At 62.4% G+C, this 23778-nt stretch carries 20 protein-coding genes; 3 read left to right on the top strand and 17 right to left on the bottom strand.

The window, feature by feature from the left end; genetic code table 11:
- Nucleotides 1–7: 7 nt before the first annotated feature.
- Together tssL and tagH (NKI20_RS11805) are read right to left on the bottom strand one after the other, a co-directional pair.
- Nucleotides 8–1513: a type VI secretion system protein TssL, long form gene (tssL, locus tag NKI20_RS11810; protein ID WP_352830707.1), complete on the bottom strand. Its 1506-nt coding sequence runs from the start codon at nucleotides 1511–1513 to the stop codon at nucleotides 8–10.
- Nucleotides 1514–1816: 303 nt separating this feature from the next.
- The gene (gene tagH, locus NKI20_RS11805) at nucleotides 1817–2860 is read right to left on the bottom strand and encodes a type VI secretion system-associated FHA domain protein TagH (protein WP_352727474.1); all 1044 of its coding nucleotides are present in this window, start codon (nucleotides 2858–2860) and stop codon (nucleotides 1817–1819) included.
- Nucleotides 2861–3111: 251 nt separating this feature from the next.
- Between tagH (NKI20_RS11805) and NKI20_RS11800 the strand changes: the two genes are divergently transcribed.
- The 3 genes from NKI20_RS11800 to NKI20_RS11790 are packed head-to-tail and all read left to right on the top strand — an operon-like array spanning nucleotide 3112 to nucleotide 7046.
- Nucleotides 3112–5439, top strand: a complete 2328-nt coding sequence (locus NKI20_RS11800; RefSeq protein ID WP_352727475.1) for a type VI secretion system Vgr family protein — start codon at nucleotides 3112–3114, stop codon at nucleotides 5437–5439.
- Between the two features lie 7 nt (nucleotides 5440–5446).
- Nucleotides 5447–5872 carry a DUF6484 domain-containing protein gene (locus NKI20_RS11795; protein WP_352830793.1) on the top strand — a complete coding sequence of 142 codons (426 nt, stop codon included), beginning with the start codon at nucleotides 5447–5449 and terminating at the stop codon, nucleotides 5870–5872.
- A 10-nt stretch (nucleotides 5873–5882) separates the two neighbouring features.
- On the top strand, nucleotides 5883–7046 hold the full coding sequence (locus NKI20_RS11790; protein WP_352830704.1) for a hypothetical protein: 1164 nt from the start codon (nucleotides 5883–5885) through the stop codon (nucleotides 7044–7046).
- 3 nt (nucleotides 7047–7049) lie between these two features.
- Here NKI20_RS11790 and NKI20_RS11785 read toward each other — a convergent pair whose 3' ends face one another.
- From NKI20_RS11785 to NKI20_RS11715, 15 genes are read right to left on the bottom strand one after another with little or no spacing between them, the layout of a single operon-like run.
- The gene (locus tag NKI20_RS11785) at nucleotides 7050–8093 is read right to left on the bottom strand and encodes a hypothetical protein (RefSeq protein WP_352600942.1); all 1044 of its coding nucleotides are present in this window, start codon (nucleotides 8091–8093) and stop codon (nucleotides 7050–7052) included.
- Nucleotides 8090–9178 carry a DUF2169 family type VI secretion system accessory protein gene (locus tag NKI20_RS11780; RefSeq protein ID WP_352830702.1) on the bottom strand — a complete coding sequence of 363 codons (1089 nt, stop codon included), beginning with the start codon at nucleotides 9176–9178 and terminating at the stop codon, nucleotides 8090–8092. The genes NKI20_RS11785 and NKI20_RS11780 overlap by 4 nt, the downstream gene beginning before the upstream one ends.
- Nucleotides 9179–9181: 3 nt before the next feature.
- Nucleotides 9182–9679, bottom strand: coding sequence for a hypothetical protein (locus NKI20_RS11775; RefSeq protein ID WP_352600946.1), 498 nt, complete (start codon nucleotides 9677–9679; stop codon nucleotides 9182–9184).
- Nucleotides 9672–10145: a hypothetical protein gene (locus NKI20_RS11770; protein WP_352727478.1), complete on the bottom strand. Its 474-nt coding sequence runs from the start codon at nucleotides 10143–10145 to the stop codon at nucleotides 9672–9674. The genes NKI20_RS11775 and NKI20_RS11770 overlap by 8 nt, the downstream gene beginning before the upstream one ends.
- A gap of 2 nt (nucleotides 10146–10147) precedes the next feature.
- Nucleotides 10148–10969: a DUF4150 domain-containing protein gene (locus NKI20_RS11765; protein ID WP_352830699.1), complete on the bottom strand. Its 822-nt coding sequence runs from the start codon at nucleotides 10967–10969 to the stop codon at nucleotides 10148–10150.
- The gene (gene tagF, locus NKI20_RS11760; RefSeq protein ID WP_352600952.1) at nucleotides 10966–11514 is read right to left on the bottom strand and encodes a type VI secretion system-associated protein TagF; all 549 of its coding nucleotides are present in this window, start codon (nucleotides 11512–11514) and stop codon (nucleotides 10966–10968) included. Before tagF ends, NKI20_RS11765 begins: the two co-directional genes overlap by 4 nt.
- Nucleotides 11496–15032 carry a type VI secretion system membrane subunit TssM gene (tssM, locus tag NKI20_RS11755; protein WP_352830697.1) on the bottom strand — a complete coding sequence of 1179 codons (3537 nt, stop codon included), beginning with the start codon at nucleotides 15030–15032 and terminating at the stop codon, nucleotides 11496–11498. Before tssM ends, tagF begins: the two co-directional genes overlap by 19 nt.
- Before the next feature lies 1 nt (nucleotide 15033).
- Entirely contained in the window at nucleotides 15034–16356 is a 1323-nt protein-coding gene (icmH, locus tag NKI20_RS11750) for a type IVB secretion system protein IcmH/DotU (RefSeq protein WP_352830695.1), read from the bottom strand.
- A 4-nt stretch (nucleotides 16357–16360) separates the two neighbouring features.
- Nucleotides 16361–17695 carry a type VI secretion system baseplate subunit TssK gene (gene tssK, locus NKI20_RS11745; RefSeq protein ID WP_352830693.1) on the bottom strand — a complete coding sequence of 445 codons (1335 nt, stop codon included), beginning with the start codon at nucleotides 17693–17695 and terminating at the stop codon, nucleotides 16361–16363.
- A gap of 39 nt (nucleotides 17696–17734) precedes the next feature.
- Complete coding sequence (tssJ, locus tag NKI20_RS11740) at nucleotides 17735–18187, bottom strand: type VI secretion system lipoprotein TssJ (protein WP_023758852.1); 453 nt, start codon at nucleotides 18185–18187, stop codon at nucleotides 17735–17737.
- A gap of 3 nt (nucleotides 18188–18190) precedes the next feature.
- Nucleotides 18191–19663 (bottom strand): type VI secretion system-associated FHA domain protein TagH, encoded by a 1473-nt coding sequence (gene tagH, locus NKI20_RS11735; RefSeq protein ID WP_352830690.1) that lies wholly within the window; start codon nucleotides 19661–19663, stop codon nucleotides 18191–18193.
- The gene (gene tssG / locus NKI20_RS11730) at nucleotides 19660–20727 is read right to left on the bottom strand and encodes a type VI secretion system baseplate subunit TssG (protein ID WP_352830688.1); all 1068 of its coding nucleotides are present in this window, start codon (nucleotides 20725–20727) and stop codon (nucleotides 19660–19662) included. The genes tagH (NKI20_RS11735) and tssG overlap by 4 nt, the downstream gene beginning before the upstream one ends.
- Entirely contained in the window at nucleotides 20691–22565 is a 1875-nt protein-coding gene (tssF, locus tag NKI20_RS11725) for a type VI secretion system baseplate subunit TssF (RefSeq protein ID WP_352830686.1), read from the bottom strand. Before tssF ends, tssG begins: the two co-directional genes overlap by 37 nt.
- Before the next feature lies 1 nt (nucleotide 22566).
- Nucleotides 22567–23322: a type VI secretion system baseplate subunit TssE gene (gene tssE / locus NKI20_RS11720; protein WP_352601149.1), complete on the bottom strand. Its 756-nt coding sequence runs from the start codon at nucleotides 23320–23322 to the stop codon at nucleotides 22567–22569.
- Nucleotides 23309–23770 carry an Hcp family type VI secretion system effector gene (locus NKI20_RS11715; RefSeq protein WP_023758847.1) on the bottom strand — a complete coding sequence of 154 codons (462 nt, stop codon included), beginning with the start codon at nucleotides 23768–23770 and terminating at the stop codon, nucleotides 23309–23311. The genes tssE and NKI20_RS11715 overlap by 14 nt, the downstream gene beginning before the upstream one ends.
- Nucleotides 23771–23778 lie beyond the last annotated feature (8 nt).

The following is a 23778-nucleotide window of genomic DNA, read 5'->3' as shown; positions in this document are numbered from 1 at the left end:
CGGGCCGTCACAATGTTTCCTCCCTGGGGATCATCACATCGACACGGCGGTTCTTGGCGCGGCCTTCCGGCGTCGCATTGTCGGCGACCGGTTCGTCCTCGCCCTTGCCATCGACCGTCAGTCGCGAGGGATCGCTGAATTTCGCCGCCATCAACGCTTCCACGGCCTTCGCCCGGGCGACGGAAAGGTCGAAGTTGGATTTAAACGCGCTCGACTTTCGCGGTTTGACATTATCCGTGTGGCCGACGATCCGGATTGGTCCAGGCTCGTGCTCCAGAGCCGCTGCGATGTCGGTGGCAATGGGCTGGAATTCCGGCTTCGTCTCTGCCCTGCCGGACTGGAACAGCAGCAGATTGTTGATTTCCACCACGATGAAGTCGCCTTTCGTCCCGATGGTCAGCCCGCCGCCTTCGACGTCCTTGGCCAGCGCCGCACGAATACGGTCGATCTGCCCGGTGGCCGTGGGTGAGGTGAGTTTCGCCGGCTCGGCCAATGGCGCCACGCTGGCGCGCTCGATGGCAATCGGCGTCGATGGATTGAGTGCCAGCAATTCACCGGCGGCGGCGTCGCCTTCATTGCTGATGAAGACCCGTAGTGCGAAGAATGCAGCAGTCAGCAGCGCCGATCCCGCTGCCGCGACGACCCAGAGCGGCAGGCGGGCCGATGACTGTACCATCGTCGCTGCCAAGCCCTGCCAGTGCGGCGAGATGTCTTCACCCGCATGCGCCCTGAAGTAGCGAAGCGTCTCGTAGACATCGCGTCGAACGCGCTCGAGATTGTTGTCTTCGCGCTTCACGCCTCGATACTGGCCCTCGAAACCCAGCGACAGGCAGGCATGCATCAGTTCGAGCAGATCGTAGTGCGTCTCGGGATTGGCCAGTATCTTGTTCAGTGCTTCGTAGAAACCTGTGCCGGTGCGCTCGGTGTGAAAGAACTGCCCCAGCATGCTGTGTTGCGCCCAGTCGTCACTCCTGGGCCAGGGCAGGTTGCCGATGAGATCGTCGACGGTTTCGCAGAGGGCGAATTTCGCAATCCGCGCATCCTCTTCGGCAACGCCTGACTTCTCCACTGTCCGGTCGAATTTTTCAATCGTCTCGGTGACATGTTCCGCCAGTGGCTCCGCTCGTATTTCGACGGACATGAGCCTGAGCTGCCCGAGCAGCATCAGCAAAGGTGCCGCCGCGGCGAGAATAGGGTTTGCCGCGGAGTATTTGACGATGTCGGCGGCGCCGAGCAGCAGCGCCTGCTCGATGGCTGGCTTTGGCGGGGCGGCGGAAGAGCTGGTGCTTGCCGCAGCACCCAAGGCTGGAGCCTGATAGATTATGGTTCCGGATGCCCAGCCCGGCGGCCGCACGACACCAGGATCGAACACGGTTGAATCTTTGGCCCCAGAGGGTTGGTCTGCGCCCGCGACGGGTTGCTCAGGAGCTGGCGGCGATTTCTGCGTGCGCCGCGGATTTGCGCGAATGACGGTCTTGCCCGCCAGGCCGAAGGGGTCGTCCTTCGAGCTCATCGCCGATCGTCCGTGCTGGCGGGGTACCCACGATTGGGCGAGACAGGCGCAAGACGGTTTCTGGTCAGGTAAAGGAAAGGCAGCCCCGGCCGGCCGTGGCAGTGTCCGGAGGAGGATTGGCTAGAAAACGCTATTCCGCCGTAGCATGACATTTGCCGCAGACCCCCAGGTCAATGAGTCTTACCCGCTAGGCGAACTGTCGTATCCGATCGTAATCTCAGAAATTGTCGATTGGAACCGGGTCCCGGGCGTCGGAGAGACTTTTCTTCGCCGACTGCCGTGCCGTGCGTTTCCTGGGATCGCCTATTTTTGCTTGTCGGCTTTGGCGTAGGCCTCGCTGAAATACGCCAGGAAGATGTCCAGCATGCCGTTTTCATGTGCCTCTTCCATGGTCCGCCATGTCGACACATAGGCGTCCCAAGCCTGGCCCTTCTTCGATGTAAAGGACGTAGGCGGGAGTTTCCTGCCGATTGCCTCGGGGGACAGGTCGTCAAGCAGCCGGGAGAGCGCAGCTTGCATGGCGGCATAGGTAGCGAATTCGTGCGTCTTGAGATCGCGGAATGCATCTTCGATACTGCGCCTGGCATCAAGATAGCCGGTCCTGCGTCGGGCAAACATGATTTCGAGGATATCGTCGGTCCCTGGAACGAACTTCAGCGGATTATTGTCCGCGGCGCTGATCATCGTTCGTTGTGTACTCTTGGCCAGCATTTTCGCGGCCGCCCGCGCCTTCAGCAGCAAACTAAGTTCCTCGACCACGGCCCGCAGGACCGCGCCGATTTCGGCTGCAACTTCATGCCGGTCGCGCAATTGAAGCAATTCCGGCGAAATGCCGGCTCCGATCGCAATCTCCCTCAACACCTCGTCTCTGGTTGAGGGCAGGGGTGGGGAGTGCACGGCTGGAACGCGCCGCCCGGACCGTTGCTGCGCGGAATCGAAGAAGGGCCCCTCGCCGAATTCCAGCGGCCGGCCTGTCGCGAGCGGCACGTCTCGCTGCGTCGGACCGTGGCTGGGTTTCCCTGCGGTGGCGCGCTCCTCGTCGATCGACACAAAGACGATATAGCGGCCGATCAGCATCCGGTCGCCATCGCCCAGCCGATGCGGGTTGGTCATGCGCTGGCTCGATCCATTGATGAAGGTGCCGTTGCGCGAGATATCGTGCAGCCAGAACGCGCCGGCCTCGTAGCGAACCTCGCAGTGCCGACCCGAGATGAACTTGTCGGGGTCCGGCAAGGTCCAGTCACAACCATCGCGTCCGATTTCGAAGCCGCGATCGCGCGCCGCGTAGCTGGTCGAGGTGCCAGCGGGCAAGGCATCGACGTTGTTGATTTGCAGACTGACGTACATCCAGGATCGCCCTCGATCGATACTCCACCATTCTAGCAGCTTGCAGGTAAAACAGGACAGCGGCGTTTCAAGCCCATGAATCGATGGGTAAGATCTTGTCGCCGCCTCTCTTTGGCCGGCAGAGAAACATGTGGTAGGCTCACCATGGCCTGGCTTGGCGGATTTAAAAAGTTCCTGAACGTGATGCTGTTAATATAGCGGGAACTTCAAATCCATCACGTAGGCGGCCGCGTCCAGGAGGGGCACGACCCATGCCGAATGAACGTGCCACGGTGGTGCAGACACCGGTTGGCTCCGAGCTGTTGACGTTCACGCATCTTGTCGGGCGCGATGAGATCAGCCGTTGTTTTGCCTATACGGTCGGGTTCGTCAGCACGGACACCGATATCGATCCGCTGAAGATGCTAGGTGGCCCGGTATCGATTGAAGGTGAATCCGATCCGAAACGTTGGTTCAGCGGCATCGTGTCCGAGTTCCGGCTCACCCGGCTCGAGGACCATCTGGCATATTATGAAGCGGTCGTCAGGCCGTGGCTCTGGTTTCTCGGCAACACCACCGATTGCCGTATTTTCCAGAGCAAGAGCGTCGTCGACATAATCAAGGACGTCTTCAAGAGATACAGCACGGCGGAATTCGATCTGCGCCTGCAGGGGTCCTATCCCCAGCGCGAATATTGCGTGCAGTACGACGAGACCGATCTGGATTTCGTCCAGCGGCTGCTGGAGCATGAAGGCATCCTGTATTTCTTCGAGCATGACGAGGGCAAGCACACGCTTGTCCTGGCCGATGCAATGAGCAAGCTGAAGCCTGCGCCGGGCTACGAGAAAGTGCTCTATAACTTTGAAGGTCAGGGTTCGCGGCGCGATGTCGAATACATCACCGAATGGATACCGGGCAGTTCGGTGCGCCCAGGCGCCTATGTCCACACCGATTATGACTTCAAGAAACCGGGCGCCGACCTGATGGCCAAGTCGGCCCAGCCGTTCAGTCACAAACTGGCCGCCGGAGAGAATTACCGCCAGCCCGGCGCGCATCTCGAAGTGGGCCGGGGCGACAGCCTGGCCGCGATCCGGCGCGAGGAAATTCAGGCAGTCCACCAGCGCATCGCCGCTGTCGGCACCGTACGAGGCCTGTATTCGGGCTGCACGTTCAGGCTGGACAGCTTTCCACGCGAAGACCAGAACCAGGAATATCTGGTGGTCAGCGCCGAATACAGGCTGTTCGACCCGGGCTACAGAGCCCATGCCGACGTCGACAGCGAGAACTTCAAGGTGATCCTCGGCCTGGCGCCGACCGCCTTGCCCTATCGTCCGCCGCGGATCACGCCACGGCCGATCATGCGCGGCCCCCAGACGGCGACGGTGGTCGGCCCGTCCGGCGAGGAAATATTCACCGACAAATACGCGCGGGTGAAGGTCCAGTTTCATTGGGACCGTCTGGGCAAGAAGGACCAGAACAGTTCCTGCTTCGTGCGGGTGTCGCAGACTTGGGCCGGTAGCGGCTGGGGTTTCATCCAGATTCCGCGCATCGGCCAGGAGGTGATCGTCGACTTCATCGAAGGCGACCCGGACCTCCCGATCATCACCGGCAGGGTCTACAACGCCTCGCAGATGCCGCCCTACGGCCTGCCGGGCAGCGCCACGCAATCGGGATGGAAGTCCGACTCCTCCAAAGGTGGCGGCGGCTACAACGAGTTGATGTTCGAGGACAAGGCCGGCTCCGAACTGGTCAACTTCCAGGCGCAGAAGGATCACCACCTTCTGATCAAGCACGACCGCACCAAGCTGGTCCAGCACAACCAGTCCGACCGTATCGACCACGACGCCAAGCACTCCGTCGGCCACAACCTCGACGAAGACGTCGGCAACAACAAGACGGTCAAGGTGGGCGTCGACCAGACCACCAACATCGGCTCGAACGACACCGAGACAGTGGGCGCCAACCGCTCGCTGACGGTCATGGCCAACGAGACCATCCATGTCGTGGCGAACTCGACGGAGAACATCGACGCCAATCATTCTCAGACGGTGGGGATTGTCCAGACAGTAAGCGTCGGCGCGGCTCGGGTCGATTCGGTGGGCGCGTCAGAGACACGCACGGTGGGTGGCCCGCAGGCTAATACGATCGGCGCGACCCGGTCGGTCACGGTGGGCGCGGCTCAAAGCCACGACATCGGGGCCGCGGACAGCTGGAACATCGCGGCGGCGCAAAGTGTCAATGTCGGCGCAGACCAGAGTTTCGCCGTCGGCGGGGCACAGTCGTCCCAGATAGGCAAGGCACGAACAGCCAACATCGGCGCCGATGACGCCACCGACGTCGGTGGAGCGCATGCGCTTAAGGTCGGCAAAGGCAGCGGCATCGAGATTGCCGCGGACAGTTCAATCAAGGTCGGCAAGAATCTGGTGATCGAGGCAGGCGACTCGATCACGCTCAAATGCGGCGACGCGTCGATCATGATGAAAAAGGACGGCACCATTGTCGCCGACGGCAAGGACATCACACTCAAGGGCAGCGGCAAGATCACCGTCAAGGCCGACGGCGACGTGATCGTCAAGGGAAGCACCATCAACCACAATTGAGGACGTCATCATGGAAGTGCTGGATCGCATCGACGGCGTCGTGATCGGCCTGCTCATCGGGTTCGAAAACGGAGCGCCGCTTGTGGTTTTCGTTGGCAATCCGCGCGAGACGGCGATCGCCGCGCGTAGCCTGACCGAACTGGACCTTTCGGCAATTGGTTCGGAACTGGCTCTGCTGTTCGAGGAGGGTGATCCCACGCGACCGCTGGTCGTCGGACGCATCGTCGATCCGGCGCACAAGAACAAGGAGTTGCAAGTCGCTCGAGAGGGCGACCGTGTCATAATCACTGGACACGAGCGCGTAGAACTGCGCTGCGGTCTAGCGTCGATCATTCTGGAGAAGAATGGCCGCGTGACCATTCGCGGCAGCCAACTGACGAGCCAGGCCAGCGGCACCAACCGTATTCGCGGCGGAGCCGTGCATCTCAATTGAAGTGTTGCCAATGGACCGCGTCGCGACCATCGCCGCCATTGTGGATCAGCATGCCGAAGATGCTGCTTTCCTCTGGCTTCGCCGTCGCCGGGAGATTGATGGTCCCATCCTCGATGAGACGGACATCGGCCGCATCGACCAGCGTCTCGATGCGAACATCGAAGGACTCATGGCTGCTGGCAAGGCCGGCTGGGAGGCGGCCCAGGCCCGTTTCACTGACTATGCCGAGCCGGGCGAGCTTTTCGCGCTTGGCACTCTGGCATTGCGTTGGGGCGATGCCGATCTGATAGAGGTCGCGGTCGCCGCCGCAGAGAGCCTCGGTGAGGCAGGCCTGTCGAGCCTGTCCGCCGCAGTCGCGCGCACGCCGCGTGAAAAACTGCGGCCGCTCGTGGCGCAATGGCTGGACGCCCGGGATGCGCTGCAGCGCTGCCTCGGGCTGTCGGCGCTTTGGCACCATCGTGTGGATCCGGGGCCGCGTCTTCATGATTTGGCGGTCGATTCCGATGCAAGAGTGCGCAGCCGCGCCATTAGGCTCGCCGGCGCGCTCAAGCGATGCGACCTTGTTCCTGCAGCACTGGCCGGCTTGGATGGCGAAACATCCAAGGAGCGTTTGACGGCAGCCCTAGCATGTTGCCTGCTTGGCGAGACGCGGTCTGCGCATCTTGTGGTAGACAAGATCGTACTGACGGAACCAGGGCTTGCCGAGGCTGCGATCGAGATACGCTTGCTGACGACTGCGACGAAGGCGGGTAAGGACTGGCTGCAAAAGCATTTGGAGCAGCCCGCGCTTCGCGGGGTGGCGACAGCGTCGGTTGGCCTGCTCGGCGATCCTGCTGTGATGCCCTGGCTGATCGAGAAAATGCGTGAGCCGAACCTTGTCGTTGCTGCCGGCGCAGCACTTCGCGACCTGTTCGAGGTCGATTTCGGCGACACCGACCTTTTTGTCGTAGACCCGGCCTTACTCGGCAAGGATTTCGCCCATCTGGACGACACCTCGCTGCCGGTGGCGGACAGGGTTGAAGCATGGTGGGACGAGGGGCGGGGCGCGCGCAATCATCGGCATTTCCGGTCGATGCGCCTGTTGCGGCTCAATGCGTTGCGCGCAGCACTGGCCACATCAGATGCGCGACTTGCCGATTGGCGCGTCACCCGCCGCTTCCCGGCCTGGATGTGATTTTCAGCGCCGCGTCATACGCGCCATCACCGCCGCAGCACGCAGGCCGTTCTCCGAGGCAAGTTCGCAGACGGCGGTTGGACCGGGTGCATAGCCCTTGATAAGACTGTCTGCCGCCAGCATCAGCGCCAGGGCGCCGCCAGCAGCGCCAACATCGCCGATGGTCATGGCCGGAAAAGCGGTGGGCAGCGCCTCGCGGCGCGTGCGGTAAAAGCGTGGCCGGGTGATCAACTGCTCCCAGCCGCTGTAGCGCTCGCCGTTGCCGTTGCTGATGACGAAGTCGATATCGGGTTCGGAGGGGCCCGATCCGTTCACCGCATCGCGCAGGGCCCCGAGCAGGGCGCGACCCTGGCTGTAACGTTCGGAGAGAACACTGTCTTGCTCCTGGGCGAACCCCACGCCATGGATTGCCGCATGGACGCGTGCCTTTCCTTCCGGATTTTGGGTTACCCGAACAAAGGCTGCTGCCTCGCCCGGAACTAAGCCTTGTGCGTTGTCTGCTCCTTTGAGGCGCCCCGCGCCCCGCAGTCGAGCGAAATCCGTGTCATTGACGAGACTGTCGACCCCACCGAGCAGAACCTGCCCGATACCTTGCTGCTCCATCATTTCCACGGCGCGTTCAAGTAGGCCGATGCTTGCTGCCGCGCCGCCGTCAATCGCGCGTGACGCAACATGGAATCTCTGCCCGGTCGCCGACATCACCGCCGTCAAGAAATCTGGGGGCGCAATGTCTCCATAGGCCGGATGATTGCGAAAGCTTTCGGGCGGGGTTAGCAGGATTGCGGTTGTGTCGGACAGGGACGTCCCGCTACGCAGCGCCTCGCCAATAGCACGCGCGGCCATATTGACCAGCCATTGGCCATCACTGCGGCGCAATCGCGAGTGAGCACGGACTCGTGCAACGATCTGTGTTGCGCCCAAAGGGTCGTTGAGTATCATTTCCTCGAAGGCGGAGAGACCTGCCCTGATGGCTGCGACCGTTTGTGGCGCATTAAGTCCGGCGGGCGTCACCGCTCCGAACCCCGCGATATAGAGCGGCCGCTTCAAGGGAGCCACACGGGGCGGTCGCGCAATGTGCCGTCGCCTCCGAGCGGAGAATAATATTGCTTATCCTTTCGTCTGGCCAGCAGAAGTGCTGGCGTGACATGACCGAATACTATTTCACGCAAAGCCGGGGCATTCCGGCGCGTCACAAAGGACAGTCGCGCTTTCAGCGTTAAACGCCAAAGGTCCGGTTCGATGATCAGAGTGTCTGGTGCGAAGGCGCGCTCTTCTACCCTGTCGTCATAGATCAATCTCACGGGCGCGATTATCCGTGGCAAGCGAAAGCTCCAACGCGCCGTTGGCGTAAGGCCGACCAACGACACCTCATCACCGCCGGCAAGCCGTGGCAGGTGCTGGTCGGCGGGCGTGCAGAGATGATGTCGTGGATCGAAATCCCTTGGTGGCAAAGGCCATTGTGTTTCGATCCATGCTTGGTCGTAAGTGCCTGCATAGGCTATCCTTGGCTGCCAGCCACGCCCGATCGCTCCAAACCCCGCCGGCGTCGGCCGATCGCCGGGTCTGAGATATGGTTCGCCCGGATAGGTAATGTTGGGAGCCTGTGTCTTGACGGCGGGATCGGCGGAAACCGCGTGATGGAACCCCACGCCGACCGGATTGCGTTGTTCGACCCTACCATCAGGCACGGTGCCGCCATACGCGCGCTCATAGATGACTGGCATGCTCCTGAAAGGATGTGGCGAGCTGTAGCTGCCGGAATTGTAGATGCGATCGCCGGCAACGTTCAGCACTTTGCGAATACTGCCGATATTCAGGCCAACTTGCATCTCGCGCACCGGTTTGCCGTTCGGAGCATAGGCTGTACCGTTGACGATCACTTCCGCGGCTGGCTTGACCGGAGAGATGTCGGCCTCGTATCGATTCGACGAACGGACCGGGTCGCCAAACGGCACGTCGCCGAACGCAACGGGCATCTGTTCGTCCGCGGGGCGAAGCTCCCTATCTTGCTTCGGCGTCTCGAAGCTCGCCGAAAACATTGCCACCAGCACCTCCTGACCCTCGGCATCGGGTTGCACGTGGAGCGCTGCAGCAAAAGGCGTGCGGTTTTCGAGCCAGACGGCGGGCGGCATCGTTCAGCACCAACTACCTTTCTCATCCAGGCCAATTGGCCAATAGGGCATGGCGGTCAGCACGAGAATGGCGCGCTTGTGTCTGGCCCTGTCGAGCGTCGCCAGCAGGAAATCTTCGGGAAGCATCGCCGCTTCCGGCGGCAGCTTGGCGGCTTCTTGAGCGCAAGCCAGCCAATAGGTGCGCACGACCGATACGACGGTCTCGTGCGCTGCGGGACCGGCCGGCCATCCGGCATAGGCTTTGCGTGCCGCCTCCCGCAGATTCTCGCCGTCCTCCGCGTGATTGTCGACGATGTCGCGCCACCATTCGATGGCCTGCTCAGTCATGCCCGCTAGTTCGTCGAGGTAGAGCTTGTGCAATGGAATAAGAGCAGGCTGGCAAGCAAGGTGCACGGGCGTATCGACATAGTCCGGCATGGTGCCGCGTACATCCTTCGGCGCATGGTGCAGCCGTCGCCAGCCGCGCTCGACATCGTGCAAGATGAAATCGGTGTCAGCCATTTCCGACCTCTCTCTCGACCAGGAGATAATCCTCCAGCCCCACGGGAATGAACATGAACTGACGGAAATGTGCATAGAGGTCTGGACGCTCCTCCCGCAGCCGTTCGATCAGGACTTGGTATGGCTCCGATGGCCGCTCGTCGTACTCGTCGTCATCGTCATCCTCATCGTCGTCGTCCTTTCCCCAATCTTCCTCGGAGGGTTCCTGCTCATCTTCCAGTTCCTCCTCGCGATCCAGGCGTTCAATGAGGATGGCAAGCTTGAGGAAATGCTTCCGGAAGATCTGGATCATCACTGGATGCGACCCTGTCTGGCTCGGCCAGATATCATCAACGCTGAAGCCCTTTGCAGTGTATTTCCGGCTTGCTTTCAACCGCTCGAACCACTGAACTACAGCGGGTAGTGCGGCTTCCACGTCCGCGACATACTCCTCGAAAATCCGATCGAAGTCGCCACCTGATGTCATCGCTATATTCCAAGCTTCGTGAGCAGTGCCGTCGTATCCGCCGTGCTGACGCTGCCGCCTTGAGTGTTTGAGCACGCAGCGCATTGCGGCTGAACGGACTTGTTGTCTTTTTTCCATTTCTCAAAAATCGCCGGGTTGCGGCAGCCGCCCAGTTCCTTCCAAACGACGGACTGCGGGGGCTGATGGTCAGCTACCCAACGTTTGCCACGGTTATAGCGGCGACCGCTGCTCTTGAAGAAGCCGGTATTGATCGATTTCTGGCACGACCAACAGGCCGCGCGTCCGCGTACATGCGCCCGCTGCTTCTTCGTGGTCTTCGTTTCGGGAGGATCTTCTTTGCCCGGCGGGCATCCCTTGCCCGCGTCGGCTAGCATCGTGGCAAATTCCGGCCGCTGCAGGTTCTCGATGACTTTGACATAAGTGCAGATAATGTTGGGCGGAGTCGACATGCAGTTCTGGATGGCAAGGTCGCTGTGGCGCCCCACACCCTTCCCCTCGACCTTCACCGTGAAAGACCAAAGCGTGCACGATGCCTTACCCTTCGTCTTGTGTGTCACGACGCCTCCGCCCTGCGTGCCGGCCTCGTTGCCCGAGCTGGTCGATACCTCGGAAATGTTTTCCAGCGCGGTCGGATTGCCGTCAATCTTGACGCTCTTGCTTCCCTTGGTCAGATCGCTAGCCGACATGTTGTTCACATAGGGTACGGGCACCGGCCCTGTTGGCGGTGGCGGCGGAGACAGACAAACGTCAATCGGGGCGGTCCCGGTGCCCCCGCTACCTTTGTGGAAGAAACCGTTGCCTTCTGCAAAGACCGTGCAGCTCATTGCTCCGACACCTCTGTCACGGCTCTTGCGGCTCTCATCGCTGGCAAGCCATTCGCGGCAAGATCATGGATGTCGACAAAGCTGAATTCGTAGATCTCCCAGTCGTCGCACCAGAAGGCGAGCACCTGCGCATCGCCTTGTGATGCTGGCGGCGCAAGCGCGGCAAGCTTTTCGCTCATTCTTGCAATCGTCCAGGAATCCTCGACAGCGCCCTTGATGAAACCCACGATCGCATCGAACCACGGATCGCCGGGGTCGGGCGGCGGACCCAGCCGCACGACCGCGAACGGATAGCGGCGGCCGACGCGATCCTCGCTCATGCGCCAGGCGCCGGCACAGGCCTGGTCGCCGAAAATTCCGGCCTGGACGATGAAGCGCCAGGCTCGCGGATCGAGTTCACCCCCATCGGGCCGCGCCAGCAATTCCATCGACATCCAGCGGTCCCAGCGCTCAATGAATGTCCGCGGTAGGTTCGCGACGACGAAATCTCCGGTCGCCGGGATTTTGCCGTAAAAGCCAGGCAGGATCATATCTGCGGTGGACATGAGAATTTCTTGAACATTTGCAGGTTGTAGGGGTTTTCGACGCTTGCCGCCTTGAGCTCGAAATCGGCCCACATTCCCTTCGTGCCCAGGCGTAGGCTGTAGACATCAGTCAGCGAAGTGCCTGCGAAACGGCCGCTACGCAGCATTCTCAGCCAGGCCCAGCTGCCGGTCTCGTTGAGGAGGATTTCGGGCGATCCGTCGATCGGCTGGAAGGCGAGTGAGATGACCCCGGTTCCGTCTTTGCCGGGCCATGTCATTGGTTGCGGCCGTGTTGCGTTGTTGTAGTAGACGAGGCTCTGGCCATCGAGATTAAGCGTGACGCGCGTGACGTTGGGAGAAAGGTCCTTCGGTTCGAGCGTGAAGCTCATCACCGGTCCGGTCCCACCGGGAAACAGATCGTCGCGGATGTGTCTGGCCTGCTCGAACGCCGCCAGCGCCGAAGCATCGAGGCCGAAATCGGCGCGCCATTTCCATGGTTGGCTGGTCATGTCGACATAATTGATCAGGTGGTCGTTGATGAAACCGTCGATCAGCCCGGCCGGTCCGAACAGCCTGGCGAAATCCCGCACATTGACGTCCACTGCGCTGTCGGCGCTGAAGGGATAGCGGTCGTTCAGCGCAGCCCGGCAGAAAGGCAGTATGTCCGCCCGCCAGATGGCGTTTAGCTCCGAAGTGACCGCCTTCTGGGTCAAGTTGCTGGTGTCACCGGCAATTCCGCCGAGCCAGCTGTTGATGGGATCGGGCAGGATCTGTGCCTGCCTGGCGACCGCGCCCGTCAGCTCGGCGAGGCCGCCTTGCTTCTTGATGGCATCCTGCGGATTGGGGTTCGCCGTGACCGTCTGCAGAACATTCGAAAGCGCGGTCAGCGCGACAACGGCGGCATCGAGTGCCGGCGGCTGGCCATCGACTTCGGCAATAGTGCTCTTGAGCGGCTTGAAATGTTCGGCCACCAGATTGCCGGTCAGGTCGACCTCGCCGGCTTCCCCGGCGCGGGGAAGCAGTTTCGCACCGCTTGTCGCCAGCTTGCCGAGCTTGCCAAGCTTGCCGAGCAGTTTGGAAGCGCCCTTGGCTGCCGTCTTGTCGTCGGCCGGCGCCTCATCGGAGCGCGTCAACTCGGTCTCCTGAACGACCGCGGTCAGCAGCCGCTTCAGGGCTGAATCGGCACTCGAGAGATCCTTCAGATTTTCACTGGCGACATTGAGATCGGTCAACGGCGCCAGCCTCATGTCGCGCAGGTAGCTGTCCCATTGCGCGACGTAGTCGTCATAGTAGAGCTTGAGAACATCCTCGGACAGCGCCGAGACCGAGGTTTCGGAATTTTCCGAGCAGCCGCCGGCGAAAACCGCGCGATCGAGCGCCGCCTGAGCGGCGACATCGTCGATGCGGTCGAGAATGACGTCGTGGAAGCCGGCATAAGTGAAGGCTCCGGAAATGCCGACGCGAAGTGTCTTGGCGGAACGCCGCGCAAACACTTTGCCGCCATTGGGGCCGGCAAAATTCGCCGGTATCCATTCCTTGAGCTCCGCCACTGCCGGATCCGCCAGCAACTGCTTGTAGGCACGCGCCGGCAACGAAATCGTGCACACCGTTTTCAGCGCTTCGGCAACCAAGGCCTGGTCGGGCGCGACATAGCTCTCGTCGACCGTCATCCGGCGGATGGCCGTAAGCTGATGCTCTTCGGCATCGGCGGTCGGAAATGGTGCCGCGGCCGCGAATTCGGGCAAGCTGTTTACCCACCAGTTCTGGGCGAAATCAGGATCCATCTGCGACAGACCCGTCATCATGCGATAGGTCTTGAGAGCGCCGAGCATGAAATCCGGATCGCGGATCTGCCGCCACATGGTGGCCTCGAGCAGGGCGACCATGCGTGGCTCAAGGATATTGCGCAGGGCATGGTCATAGGTGTCGGTCTGCGCCCGCACCATTTCCGCCGAGGCCGATGGTCCCAGCAGATCCTGGGCGGCGGCAGGCGGTGCTGTCCGCGCATTCGCGACTGCTTCCATCGCATCGAGCGCGCCATCCATGGTGGGCCGCTCCACCGATGCCGGCGTTGCGGCGATGGAGGTCAGCGGCATCTGCAGCGCTTCGAACTGGCCTGCCTGGGCCGCGATGGCATTGCGATTGTCGTAGTAGGACCAGATGAACACCGCACTGGCCAACAGGGCCGCTGCCGCACATCCAGCCGCCGCACCCCGCCAGATCCAGGCGCGGCGCCGTTGCGCCAGTGGATCGAATGTACCCAGGCCCGCTTCCTTGAAGATGACCTCGGTGAGCAGGTTCTTCAGGAAGAAGCTGCGTTTCTCGACCCTTGATGCGGGCGGGGTCCGGCGTGGCGGAAGGCCGAAGGAAGAAGACAGCGCCGCGGTCAGGCGGTCGATCGGCGCTCCTTCCTGCGTTGCCGATGTCAGATAGAGCCCGCGCAGCCAGGCAGCCTCTTCATACCGGCTTTCACCGAACATCGCCTCGATCAGCACCTGGATCGGTTCGGACAGACTCGCGAGTTGAGCCGGGAAACGGAAAATCTCGGCACGGGCGGCGAGTTTCTCTTCGTCCTCCAGGCGTGGCACAAGCCGCCGCTCGAGTTGCGTCGCCAGCGTCGAAATCTCCCGTTCGACTGTCTTGGCGTCCACGCGCGCATCCAGCGGGAAAGTCGTTCCCCATACCTGCTCGCGCGCGGCGGTGGACAGACCGCCGAAGAACGGTTCGAAACCCTTGATCAGATCGGCCTTGGTCAACATCAGATAGACTGGAAGGCGGATTTCGAGGCGGTCGTTGAGCTCGGCCAACCGGCGGCGGATCTTGCGGCCGTGTGCCTTGATGGCTTCATCGCCCTCCGAAAGCACGTCGATCGAAAGCGCGACGATCACGCCATTAAGCGCGCGGCGGCCCCGGTGCTTCTTCAAAAGGTCGAGGAAGCCTAGCCATTCCGCCGCGTCGACGTCGGGCTGGCTCTCCTGCTGGACATAGCGGCCGGCGGTGTCGATAAGAACCGCGTGTTCGGAAAAGAACCAGTCGCAGTTGCGCGTGCCGCCGACACCTTGAAGGTCGTCGGTGAGGTCGATCGGAAAATTCAGCCCTGACTGCCGCAAGGCCGTGGTCTTGCCGGTGGCCGGCGGCCCGACAATCACATACCACGGCATTTCGCGCAGAAACTTTCGTCCGCCCAGCTTGCGGCGCTTCAGCTCGGCCATCACCTCGGCGAATTTGGCACCGACGGCCGCAACATTCTCTTCGCCGGGGCTGAGCGGCTTTTCCACCACTGGCGCGGCAATCTCGGCGACGAACATGCGGTTGGCGCGGATCGCCCGGCGCTGGGCAACGATCAGCCAGATCAGCCAGAAGATGACCAGCAGCGCGATGATGACGATGCGCACGTTATCAGAGGCGAACGGTTCGTAGGGACCGACCCTGACGATCGGACCGAACACCCAGATGACCAGGGAAAGCAGAGTGAGGCCGATCAGCGTCCACAGCCAGCGCGATGTCAGGACCGCCCAGAGGAAGCGCAGGATGAACATCTCACAACCTCTTTTCGACGAGCACCTCGACGCGGCGGTTCAAGGCCCGCCCCTCGCGCGTGCTGTCGGTGGCGACTGGATCGGTTGCCGCGCGGCCCTCGGAATGGACGCGGTCCCGTGGCACTCCGTTCTGGACCAGCATATCGGCAATCGTCTGGGCGCGAGCCTCGGACAGTCGCTGGTTGGTCGACAGCGGATTGGTCTTTTGCAGCGGAACGCTGTCTGTGTGACCGACCACGGTGATGTTTCCGATAAGCTCCTGATTGGCGAGGATCACCTTGGCAAGTGACCCGATCAGCGGTTCGAAGCCTTCGGTCAGTTGTGGCCTCGACGACTGGAACAGTTCGGGGTTGGAGCCCTGGATGATCAGCTTGGCCAGCGAAACGCTCTCGGTGCCGCTGAGGGCGGATCTGAGGTCGGCCGGCGCCCCGGCCTGAAATTCCGGCAAGAGCGCAAAATCCACTTTCTCCGGAGGTGGGGCGTCCACCTTGGGCGACGTGCGGCTGATGTCGCCGCGTGCAGGCGGGGGCAAGGCGCGCACAAGTGCGGACAGCTCGACCGCCTGGCTGCTCAGGCCCATCGAGAGCCCGACATGGATTGCCGTGGCGACAACCGCCGCGCCGAGCGCCATGACCCAGATCGGAACAATGAAGCGCTGCGGCTCGTCGGATGCGATCACGCCTTTCCAGTTTGGCGACAGTGGAGCGCCTTCGGCGTCGGCATCGCGCAGGAAGCGTGCCGCCGCCACGCGAACGGCATTGAGCGAGCGGTCGCCTGACCGGCCGGGCACACGGTATTTGCCGCGGAAGCCGAGCGCCATGCAGTCATACTGCAGCTCCAGCAATTCGCGATCGCGGTTGGGATGGCGCTCAAGTTCGTCGAGACGCGTGAAGAACTGCGTGCCGGCGTCGACATCGCCGCGCAGCATGACCACAAGCGGCTGCCGCGGCCAAGCGCTGGCACCGCCCCATGGCGTGTTCAGGGCCAGATCGTCGAGCAAGGCCGCCACCACCCAGGCCGCCTGGTCGGCGCGCTCCATCGAAGATCCCGCCGACATAGCCGTATCGCGCGCCCGAACCAGTTCTTCGAGCAATCGGGTGCGCAAAGCTTCCGGATTGTCCGGCGCGAGCGCGCTTTCAAGCTCGGGAGCGAATTCGAGCAAGGCCGCGAATGCGTTGACGAGTGCGTTCGGATGGGTGCGGGAGCGCTTTACCACCGCGCCTGGCAAGAGTGGCGCCATCGGCCGCGGCATCGGCGCGCCGGTCAATCGAATGCGAGTGCGTTCGCGATCCTCCGACAGTCTGAAAGGATCATCGCGGCTCATGATCTCACCTGTTCACCGAATAGCAGTCCACCTGCGGCTCGCTTGGCAACACGCCCGAAACGCCGATGACGAAGCCGGGGGCATCGAGCAGCGACGCCCAGTGCTCACTTTTCTGGTCCAACTCAAGGCATAACCGATCGCCATCGTAAGGAATCTCGCGCGGTTGGGAATGAAGCGGCTTCAGCGGAATGCCGGGCAAACGCGATTTCCACAGGCCCTCGAACTGGTCGGCCGACCCGACGGTCGCCTGATTGACGAATATCTTGCGCAGCGCGTCCTCCGACAGCTCCGAACCAACCCGGATGACGATCCGGCTGGCCACCAGCAGTTTCGGGTTGTCGATGCGGATTTTCCAGACATTGGTCGAGTGCCGCATGACCGGCAGCGCACGCGATTTCGGCTCGATGTAACGCAGGCTGAGGATGAGCGAGCGCAGCGCATCCGCCAGCGCCGAATAGGCGGGGCCTGGCGCCATGTGATCGTAGGCGGGCAATTCGCCCAACCGCCGTGCGCTTGATCCGTATGTCGCCATCGAACCGGCGAGCCCGGCAAGCTCCAGGTAAAGCTCGGCCGGATGGAAGACATCCTGCGCCAGCATGTGGGCCAGCCGCGGACGCGCCGCATTGGCGAGATTGAGCATCAGCAGATCTTCGACGCTGCGCCCAGGCCCACCCATGACCATCTTCCCGTGCGCCTCGGCGATCTGGTCTAGGCCGGTGACAACTTCCAGCAGCAATTGCCGATACCAGGCGACCGCGCCGGTAACCAATGTTGGTGGCAGGAAGGTCTCGTCCAGGGAGACGCCACCGTCAGCTCGAACCCCCTTGAGGTCGGCTATCGGCAAGGCTGTATAGCCACCGACCGACTTGCCGGGCGCCAGCAGCAGCGCTTGCGGACGGGCGATTTCGATTTCTTCAGGATCTGATCCGCCCTGGACGGCGTCACGCACCGAAACGATCCGTCCATGATATCGCGCTCCCGAGGCGGCGGCGTGCGCCGGATCGAAGCCGACACCGCCCGGAGGCTCCAGCGGCAAGGCGATCAGCACCGGTCCGGCGCCCGTGTCCGGGGTGACCGGCAGCGGTCGCGGCGCGTCCATCATCTCGGGAATGGAAAAAGGCGTCCCATCCGGAAAGATGCCCCGTGCGGACAGTATCGAAATCTGGCCGGCCTCCAGCGATGCCTGGTCAAGCGTCAGCTGTTGAAAGCCGAACGTATGCAATTGCCCGGCCTGCAATGCGCCGCGCACCGTCGCCTCGAAAAAGCGATCCTGCTGCTGGAAATGCTGGGTCCGCAGGAAAAGCCCTTCGGACCATAGCACCCTGTTTGCATCGCTCATGCCGCTACTCTCTGCATTGAGCTCCCCTTGCTCTGGCCGCTAGGCGGAAATGCCGCCGCTGCCAAGCGTGACATTGATCGTGAATTTTGACCCAGGCGATACCGACTTGGTTGTCCGCCAGTTCCTGCCGCCAGGCTCGCGGATCAGTGCAACGAAGCCCAGCGCCGTCGCGTCCGGCTCGACAGTGATGGTTTTCGACGCGGATTTTCCCGGCCCGACGGAAATCTGATCGGATCCGATGAGATCGCCTGCCAGCGCCGTGCCGGCATCCCCCTGCAGCGCGAAATAGTCGGCGGAATTGAATTTGCCGGTGCTTTTCAGCCGCATCACGAGAACCGTCACCGGCCGGTCGCCGCCACCTGGCCCCGGGTTCATGCCGGCGCCGCCGGTCATGTTGACAGTGATCACCGATGGTTTTGGCGGACCACTCTGGCAAGCCGCAAGCAGCCCTGTCGCGCCCAGGGCAACGACAAATTCCCGTCGATCGATCATCTCTCACTCCTCCTCATATGCATCTCGAAAATCAGCGCCGATTTCACCAAGGAAGCTTTTTTCCGCGCTCTCAGCGATTTCGCGATGGCGTTTCTGGTAAAGCTCCCACAGCTTGGCGCTCCGCCCACCCGAGAGCAGGGTGCCGATCGCGGAATTCGATTTCAGCTCTTCCTCGATCGCTGCCGGGTCAAAACGGTCGATCATCCGCCGCAAGGCGGCCTGTATGCCTCGCCAGGCGCGCACGTGATGTTGCGCAAGATCGCGAACCGCATCGGCGATTGCCGCTTCGCCGGCGAGAAATCCGGGGCTGCGATCAGCGATGAGCGTCACGATGGCGTCATCGACCGTCGGCAGGAACTTGAGCGGATTGACTTCGGAGGGCCCGACCATGGTCTGGGCGACGCGCGCGTTTCCCTTTTCCTCAGCCCGCTTGCGCAGAAGCTGCATCAGGCCTTCCATCATCAGCCGGTATTCGCGACCAAACTTCTCCATTTCCGCGATGCTGTCGCGTCCGGGAAACTCGGCTTCCTCGACACCCATGCCGTGCAGGAACGCGGCGCGAAGCGCCATCTCCTCCGGCTGCGCCGCTGCTGGCGGGCGGGCGGCTTTGGGAGCAGCGCCCACACGTGGTGGAGGAGGGGCATCCGCCGGCTGCACCGGCAAATCCCAGGGATTGGCGGATTGGGATGGATTGGCGATGCGCTCGCGCTGTCCGGTCGAACTGGCGCCGTTCGCCGAACTGGGCGCCGCGGCTGGTCCGAAACCAAAATCATCATTGAAATGGGACGGCTTTCCAGGAGTGGCTTCGGCTCCGCGGCTGGGGGACGGCACCGGGTCGAGGCTGAATGGGTCCACCTGGCTCGTCGCGCCGCCCGGTTCGCGATAAGGGGCGGGATTTTTCGACACGGGCGTTGAAACCGGATCGAGGCTGAACGGGTCATCGAAACCGGGCGAGTTGCGCTGGTCGGAGTTGGCACGTTCGAATGCGCCCGGAACCGGCTGCTCGAACGGGTTCGGCAGATCGGCCGGACGTGGCCGTCGCGGCTCTTCCTCGACCTTGGCGGAAAAGAAGTCATCGCGGCCGATGCTCACCGGCGCCCGGGACCCCGGCGGCGCGCGTTCAGGAACCGGCTGGCCGGCTGCGGGTGCTTGAGTGGCTGGCGTTTGCAGGTCGACACAGACGATGTAGTCGCCAAGTCTCAGCCGCATGCCGCTTTGAAGGCGCGTCGACTTACCGGCACCAAGCGGGCTGTCGGAGTCGTTTATGAACAATCCGCTGCTCGACGTGTCGGTGACAAAATATCCATCTCGCCCGCCAGAGATCTTGCAATGCGCTCGCGAGACGAACATGTCGGGATCGTTGATCTGCCAGCCCGCGTCCGCGCTGCGGCCGATCACCAGCTCGCCCTCGTCCAGCCGGGTCTGCCGTACCGCCTGGGTACGTGGCCCTTGTTCCAGCGTCAGCAGCAGACTCATGCCGCGACCCCCGCCATTTCCGGCCGCCATCCGACGATTGTCCGCAGCCGCATGTCGTCAGCATCGCCCCTTTCAGCGGGTCGCGCAAGCCAGGCGGTCCGCCCGAGCTGAACCGATCCGACACGGGGCGGCGGCACAGCTTCACGCGCAAGCACGATGCGCAGGTCGACGTCGAGCGATTCCCCGACCATGTCGCGAACCGCCTGCTTGAACAGTTTGAGCCGCTGGCCGCCAGGCAGGAACGCCTTGAACTCCTCGTACCCCAACGGGCCGACACGCAGTTCAATCCTGCTTTGGCGGCTGAAAACGCGCGGGCCGATCGTCGCCCCCTTGCCGAGCCCCGCAAAGGCCTTTGCAAGACGGGTCTGGAGGCCGGTTGGTACTGTTACCCAGGCGGCGATGAATTCCTTGATCTGTACCGGCACCTTGAACGCTTCCGCCAGGAACAGCGTCAGCCGTTCCGGGCCGTCGACCTGATTGGCGAGCGAAGCCGCCTGGCGAAGTTTCACCGTATCGAGATCGGGGTCCTGGGTGCCGGGAAGTCCGATCCCGGCCATGGCTTCAAGCATGGCGCGAATGCGCCCGCCGACCGCGCGTTCGACCTGTACGGCCGGATGCGCATCCGCCCACGCCCGATAGTAGAGGGCGATCATACGGTGCTGCAGAATGTTGACGAAGTCCACGAACGTCGTGTCGCTGGTCAGCTGCGCATCGGCGCCGGCGAACCAGCGTTGCGACAGGCGGTCGAGCACCCAGCGCGTCAGATGCAGCGGCATTGGACCCTCGGGTCCCAATAGACCGAGATTTGCCACCGTGACCCGGGCCGGCGCCCTGCCGCTGGCTTCGCGGAATTGAACCAGATCCCGTGCGGAAAAGGCGAGGCGAACATGCTGGCCAAGCCGTGCCGGCTCACGGTCAGGGCGGCCGGAATGGCCGAACAGACCGCTCCGTTGTTCGAGACGGCGCAGCAGTTCGAAAAAGTCGAACGTCTCGGATAAAACTTCGGCCCGGTTCGGGTCGGGCTTGTCTAGATCAGGTAGCGATTGCCGGGCGTCATCGGCCATAGCACATCCTCCTGCTTCTGCAGCAGCCGCGTGCGGGTTCGCACGAAGCCGTTTATCCCGGCGTGACGGGCAAACAGCCGCGCCAGCAAGGCCGAAAGCAGCAAGGTGCTTTGGCCGGCCAGGACCGATTGATCAACATGCAACGTCACTTCGGTACCGCGTCCGAAGCACATCGGCCCATCGATTTGCAGACGTTCGACGACCGGCTGCGAGTCGATACGCACGATCGAATGCACATTGCGGGCAAGGCTCGGATCGCCGCGATCGGCATAGAGGTCGAGCAGCGCATGCAGGGGGTCGATGCCGCGGCCTTCCTTGGCAAGACTGAGAAAGTTGAGCGCGAGCTGCGCCACCAGCCGCCAGGCGAGATCGTCGGCCCGCGATTCACCGTCGGCCCCAGCCGGCAGTGCCGCGGGGATAGCTGGCTGCGGCGGACGCAGCGCGCCAAGAAGCCTTACAGTTTCGACCGGGTCGCCGGCCTCTAGCGTCAAGGTCGGATTGTCATCGAGGATCGGCAGATCACGATTGGTGCAAAGGGCCATGACGTCGAGACGCTTCAGCGGCCGGGTCGTCGGGCTTGCGAGCGGCCGGGATACGGCCAGGAAAACGTCATCCCCGGTGTAGGACGTGCGGGTCAGGCCGTCGCGGCGCTCCTCTTCCGTCGCCCGGCGTGGGCGCCGCTCGATTGAATAGACCCAGCCACTACCGCGGTTCTGACCCAGGCTGAAGAGTTCGGGGATTTCGGCGTCGTTGCCTTCACTGTCGGCGTCCTCGACGCGGATGACCCGATAGATTTCGAAGTCACGCGCCCGCGTCCGGTCCGCATGCAACACCTGCCGCGTCTTGCGCGCATCGACTTCGACGACGTTGCACTCGCGTTCGAACAGATTGATGATCGGCGTGGCGAAAAGTTCGAAGTCCGCCGGCGTCAGATCGGCCAACTCAGGCGCCGCGCGTCTGAACAGGAAGATGATCTCAAGCCCGGCCGCGCATTTGCGCACGATGGGCTGCAGCCCCGAAAGCCGCGCATAGTGAAAGCGTTCGGGCATCATGAAGTATTCGCGCAGCAGGCGGTACCCTTCGAATGTCGCGCGCGTGCGCGGCATCAAGGCTTCGTCGTCGCTGATGCCGACCATTGCGGGTACCGGCAAGGCCGACAACGGGTTGGTCTTGCCTTCGGGTCGTGCGCCGGCAGCCGTGCAGGCGCCGAAGATCGCGTCGAACAGCAGCGGCGCCTTGGTGCGCCCGGCAAAATAGAGGTCGAGTCGGTCGAGCGCCAGTTCGTCGAGCTTGCCTTTTCCGGTCCGGGCCAGCGTGATGCGGAGCGCCGCCTCGCCGCCGACGCCGCCGATCGGCCCTATGCCGGCCATCGCCATCGCACTGCGATCCTGAAAATAGCTGACCGAAGTAATCCCTATCGGCCACAGGGTCATTTCTTGCGCGGTAGAGAAAGTGCAGCGTGTCGACAGGCCGGACTGCAGGCTGGAAACCAGCCGCGTGTTGCGCTTGACGACGTGGCCGGCGAGCATGGTCTGGACCTGCTGGCCGGGTTTCAGGACCACCATCGCCGTCGCCGGCGCCGGCGTGACCAGATCGGGATAGAGAACATCGAGCACGCTGCGGGAAAATCGCGAGCGCTCGGCGTCGATCTTCAGCCGGGTGCGCGCGGCGAGGAAGGCGACGCCGTCCAGCAGCCGCTCGACATATGGGTCCGGACACGGGACCGTGTCGAGGGAAAGGTTGCGCGCCACTGCTGGATGCATGTCGGCGAATTCCGCTGCGAGGCCACGGATATGGGTCAGTTCCTCCTCGTAATATTCGACGAAGACTCGATCCATCTCAGGCGTCCCTAATTTCGGTCCGCGCCAAGCCGTTATCGAGATTGATCGTGGTGCGCAGGCGCATGCGTTCGGGCGTCGGCGTCATGATCAGCACGGCGTCTATCTCGATCTTCAGGCCAACGGTTTTGTCGCCGAGCGTGACCGTAACCTTTGTTGCGTTTTCCTTCAGGCGAGGCTCGAAGGTGGCGAGCACCGTGCGGATCTCACGCGCCAGCACGTCGCGATCGAAGTCGCGGGACGAGCGGCCCGAGAAGGAAGGCACGCCATAATTGACCACGCTTCGGCGGACCTCCGGAAAATCGGCGAGCGAAGGGGGATTGTCCGAAACCTGTTCATTTTCCAGATCGGAAAGAAGCGGCGTGGCCTCGAAGCGCTCCGTGTTGAAGAGCGCCTCGATGTCACGTCGTACCGCTTCCCTGAGCACTCGGGCCGATACCACCACGCCACGGCTTTCGATCTCGACGCGGTGCTGGGTCTGAAAGGCCAATCGATGCAGACGGCGTTTCTGATCCGGTGTCAGTTCCGTATCGGCGTCGATGGCCCGCGTGCTGCCGGCAACGAGTGTGTCGAGACGGTCCGCGCCAAGCTCGTCGAGCAGGAAATGGCGCAGCCCCTCTATTTCCGAGGTCAGACCCGGCAGGTCATTGACGAGGCGATCCCAAAGCGATGGCTGGACGGCTTCGCTTTTTGCCCGCAAGCTACCGGTGGTCTGCCGCTTGCCCGCGCCGGGCTGCCGAACCTCACTTGCCGACATAGACATCCATTTCGGCTTCATCGTTGCCGTCATAGACGAACTTGATCTTCTTGTAGGCGAAGCTGACTTCTTCCTGGATCAGGTCTTCCTCATCCTCGGCCTGCGACATGTCGTATTCCATGACGAAGGCGTCATTCAGTGTGATGACCAGATAATCCTTACTTTCGCCATCGATGGTCCGGCGCGCCGAAAACACCACTTCATCAAGGGCCTTGTTGTCGAACAACGCCTTTTTCAGGTAGGGCGAGGATTTGTCGTAGTGTTTGGTGAACTTGATCATGCCCATGTTCACGCGGCCACGGCGCGAGATCGAATTCGGATCATAGGGGGCGACCATCTTGTAGTCGACGCCATGAATTTCGATCTCATCTTCGTGCCCGTCGCGGGTGCTGGGGCCTTTGATATCGGGAACCTTCAGAAAGCCATCAATTTTTGTAGTCGTGGGCATTGTGTTTC

It is taken from the genome of Mesorhizobium sp. M0830, assembly GCF_040319965.1.
Lineage (GTDB): Bacteria > Pseudomonadota > Alphaproteobacteria > Rhizobiales > Rhizobiaceae > Mesorhizobium.
This window is presented reverse-complemented; position numbering and strand designations above follow the sequence as displayed.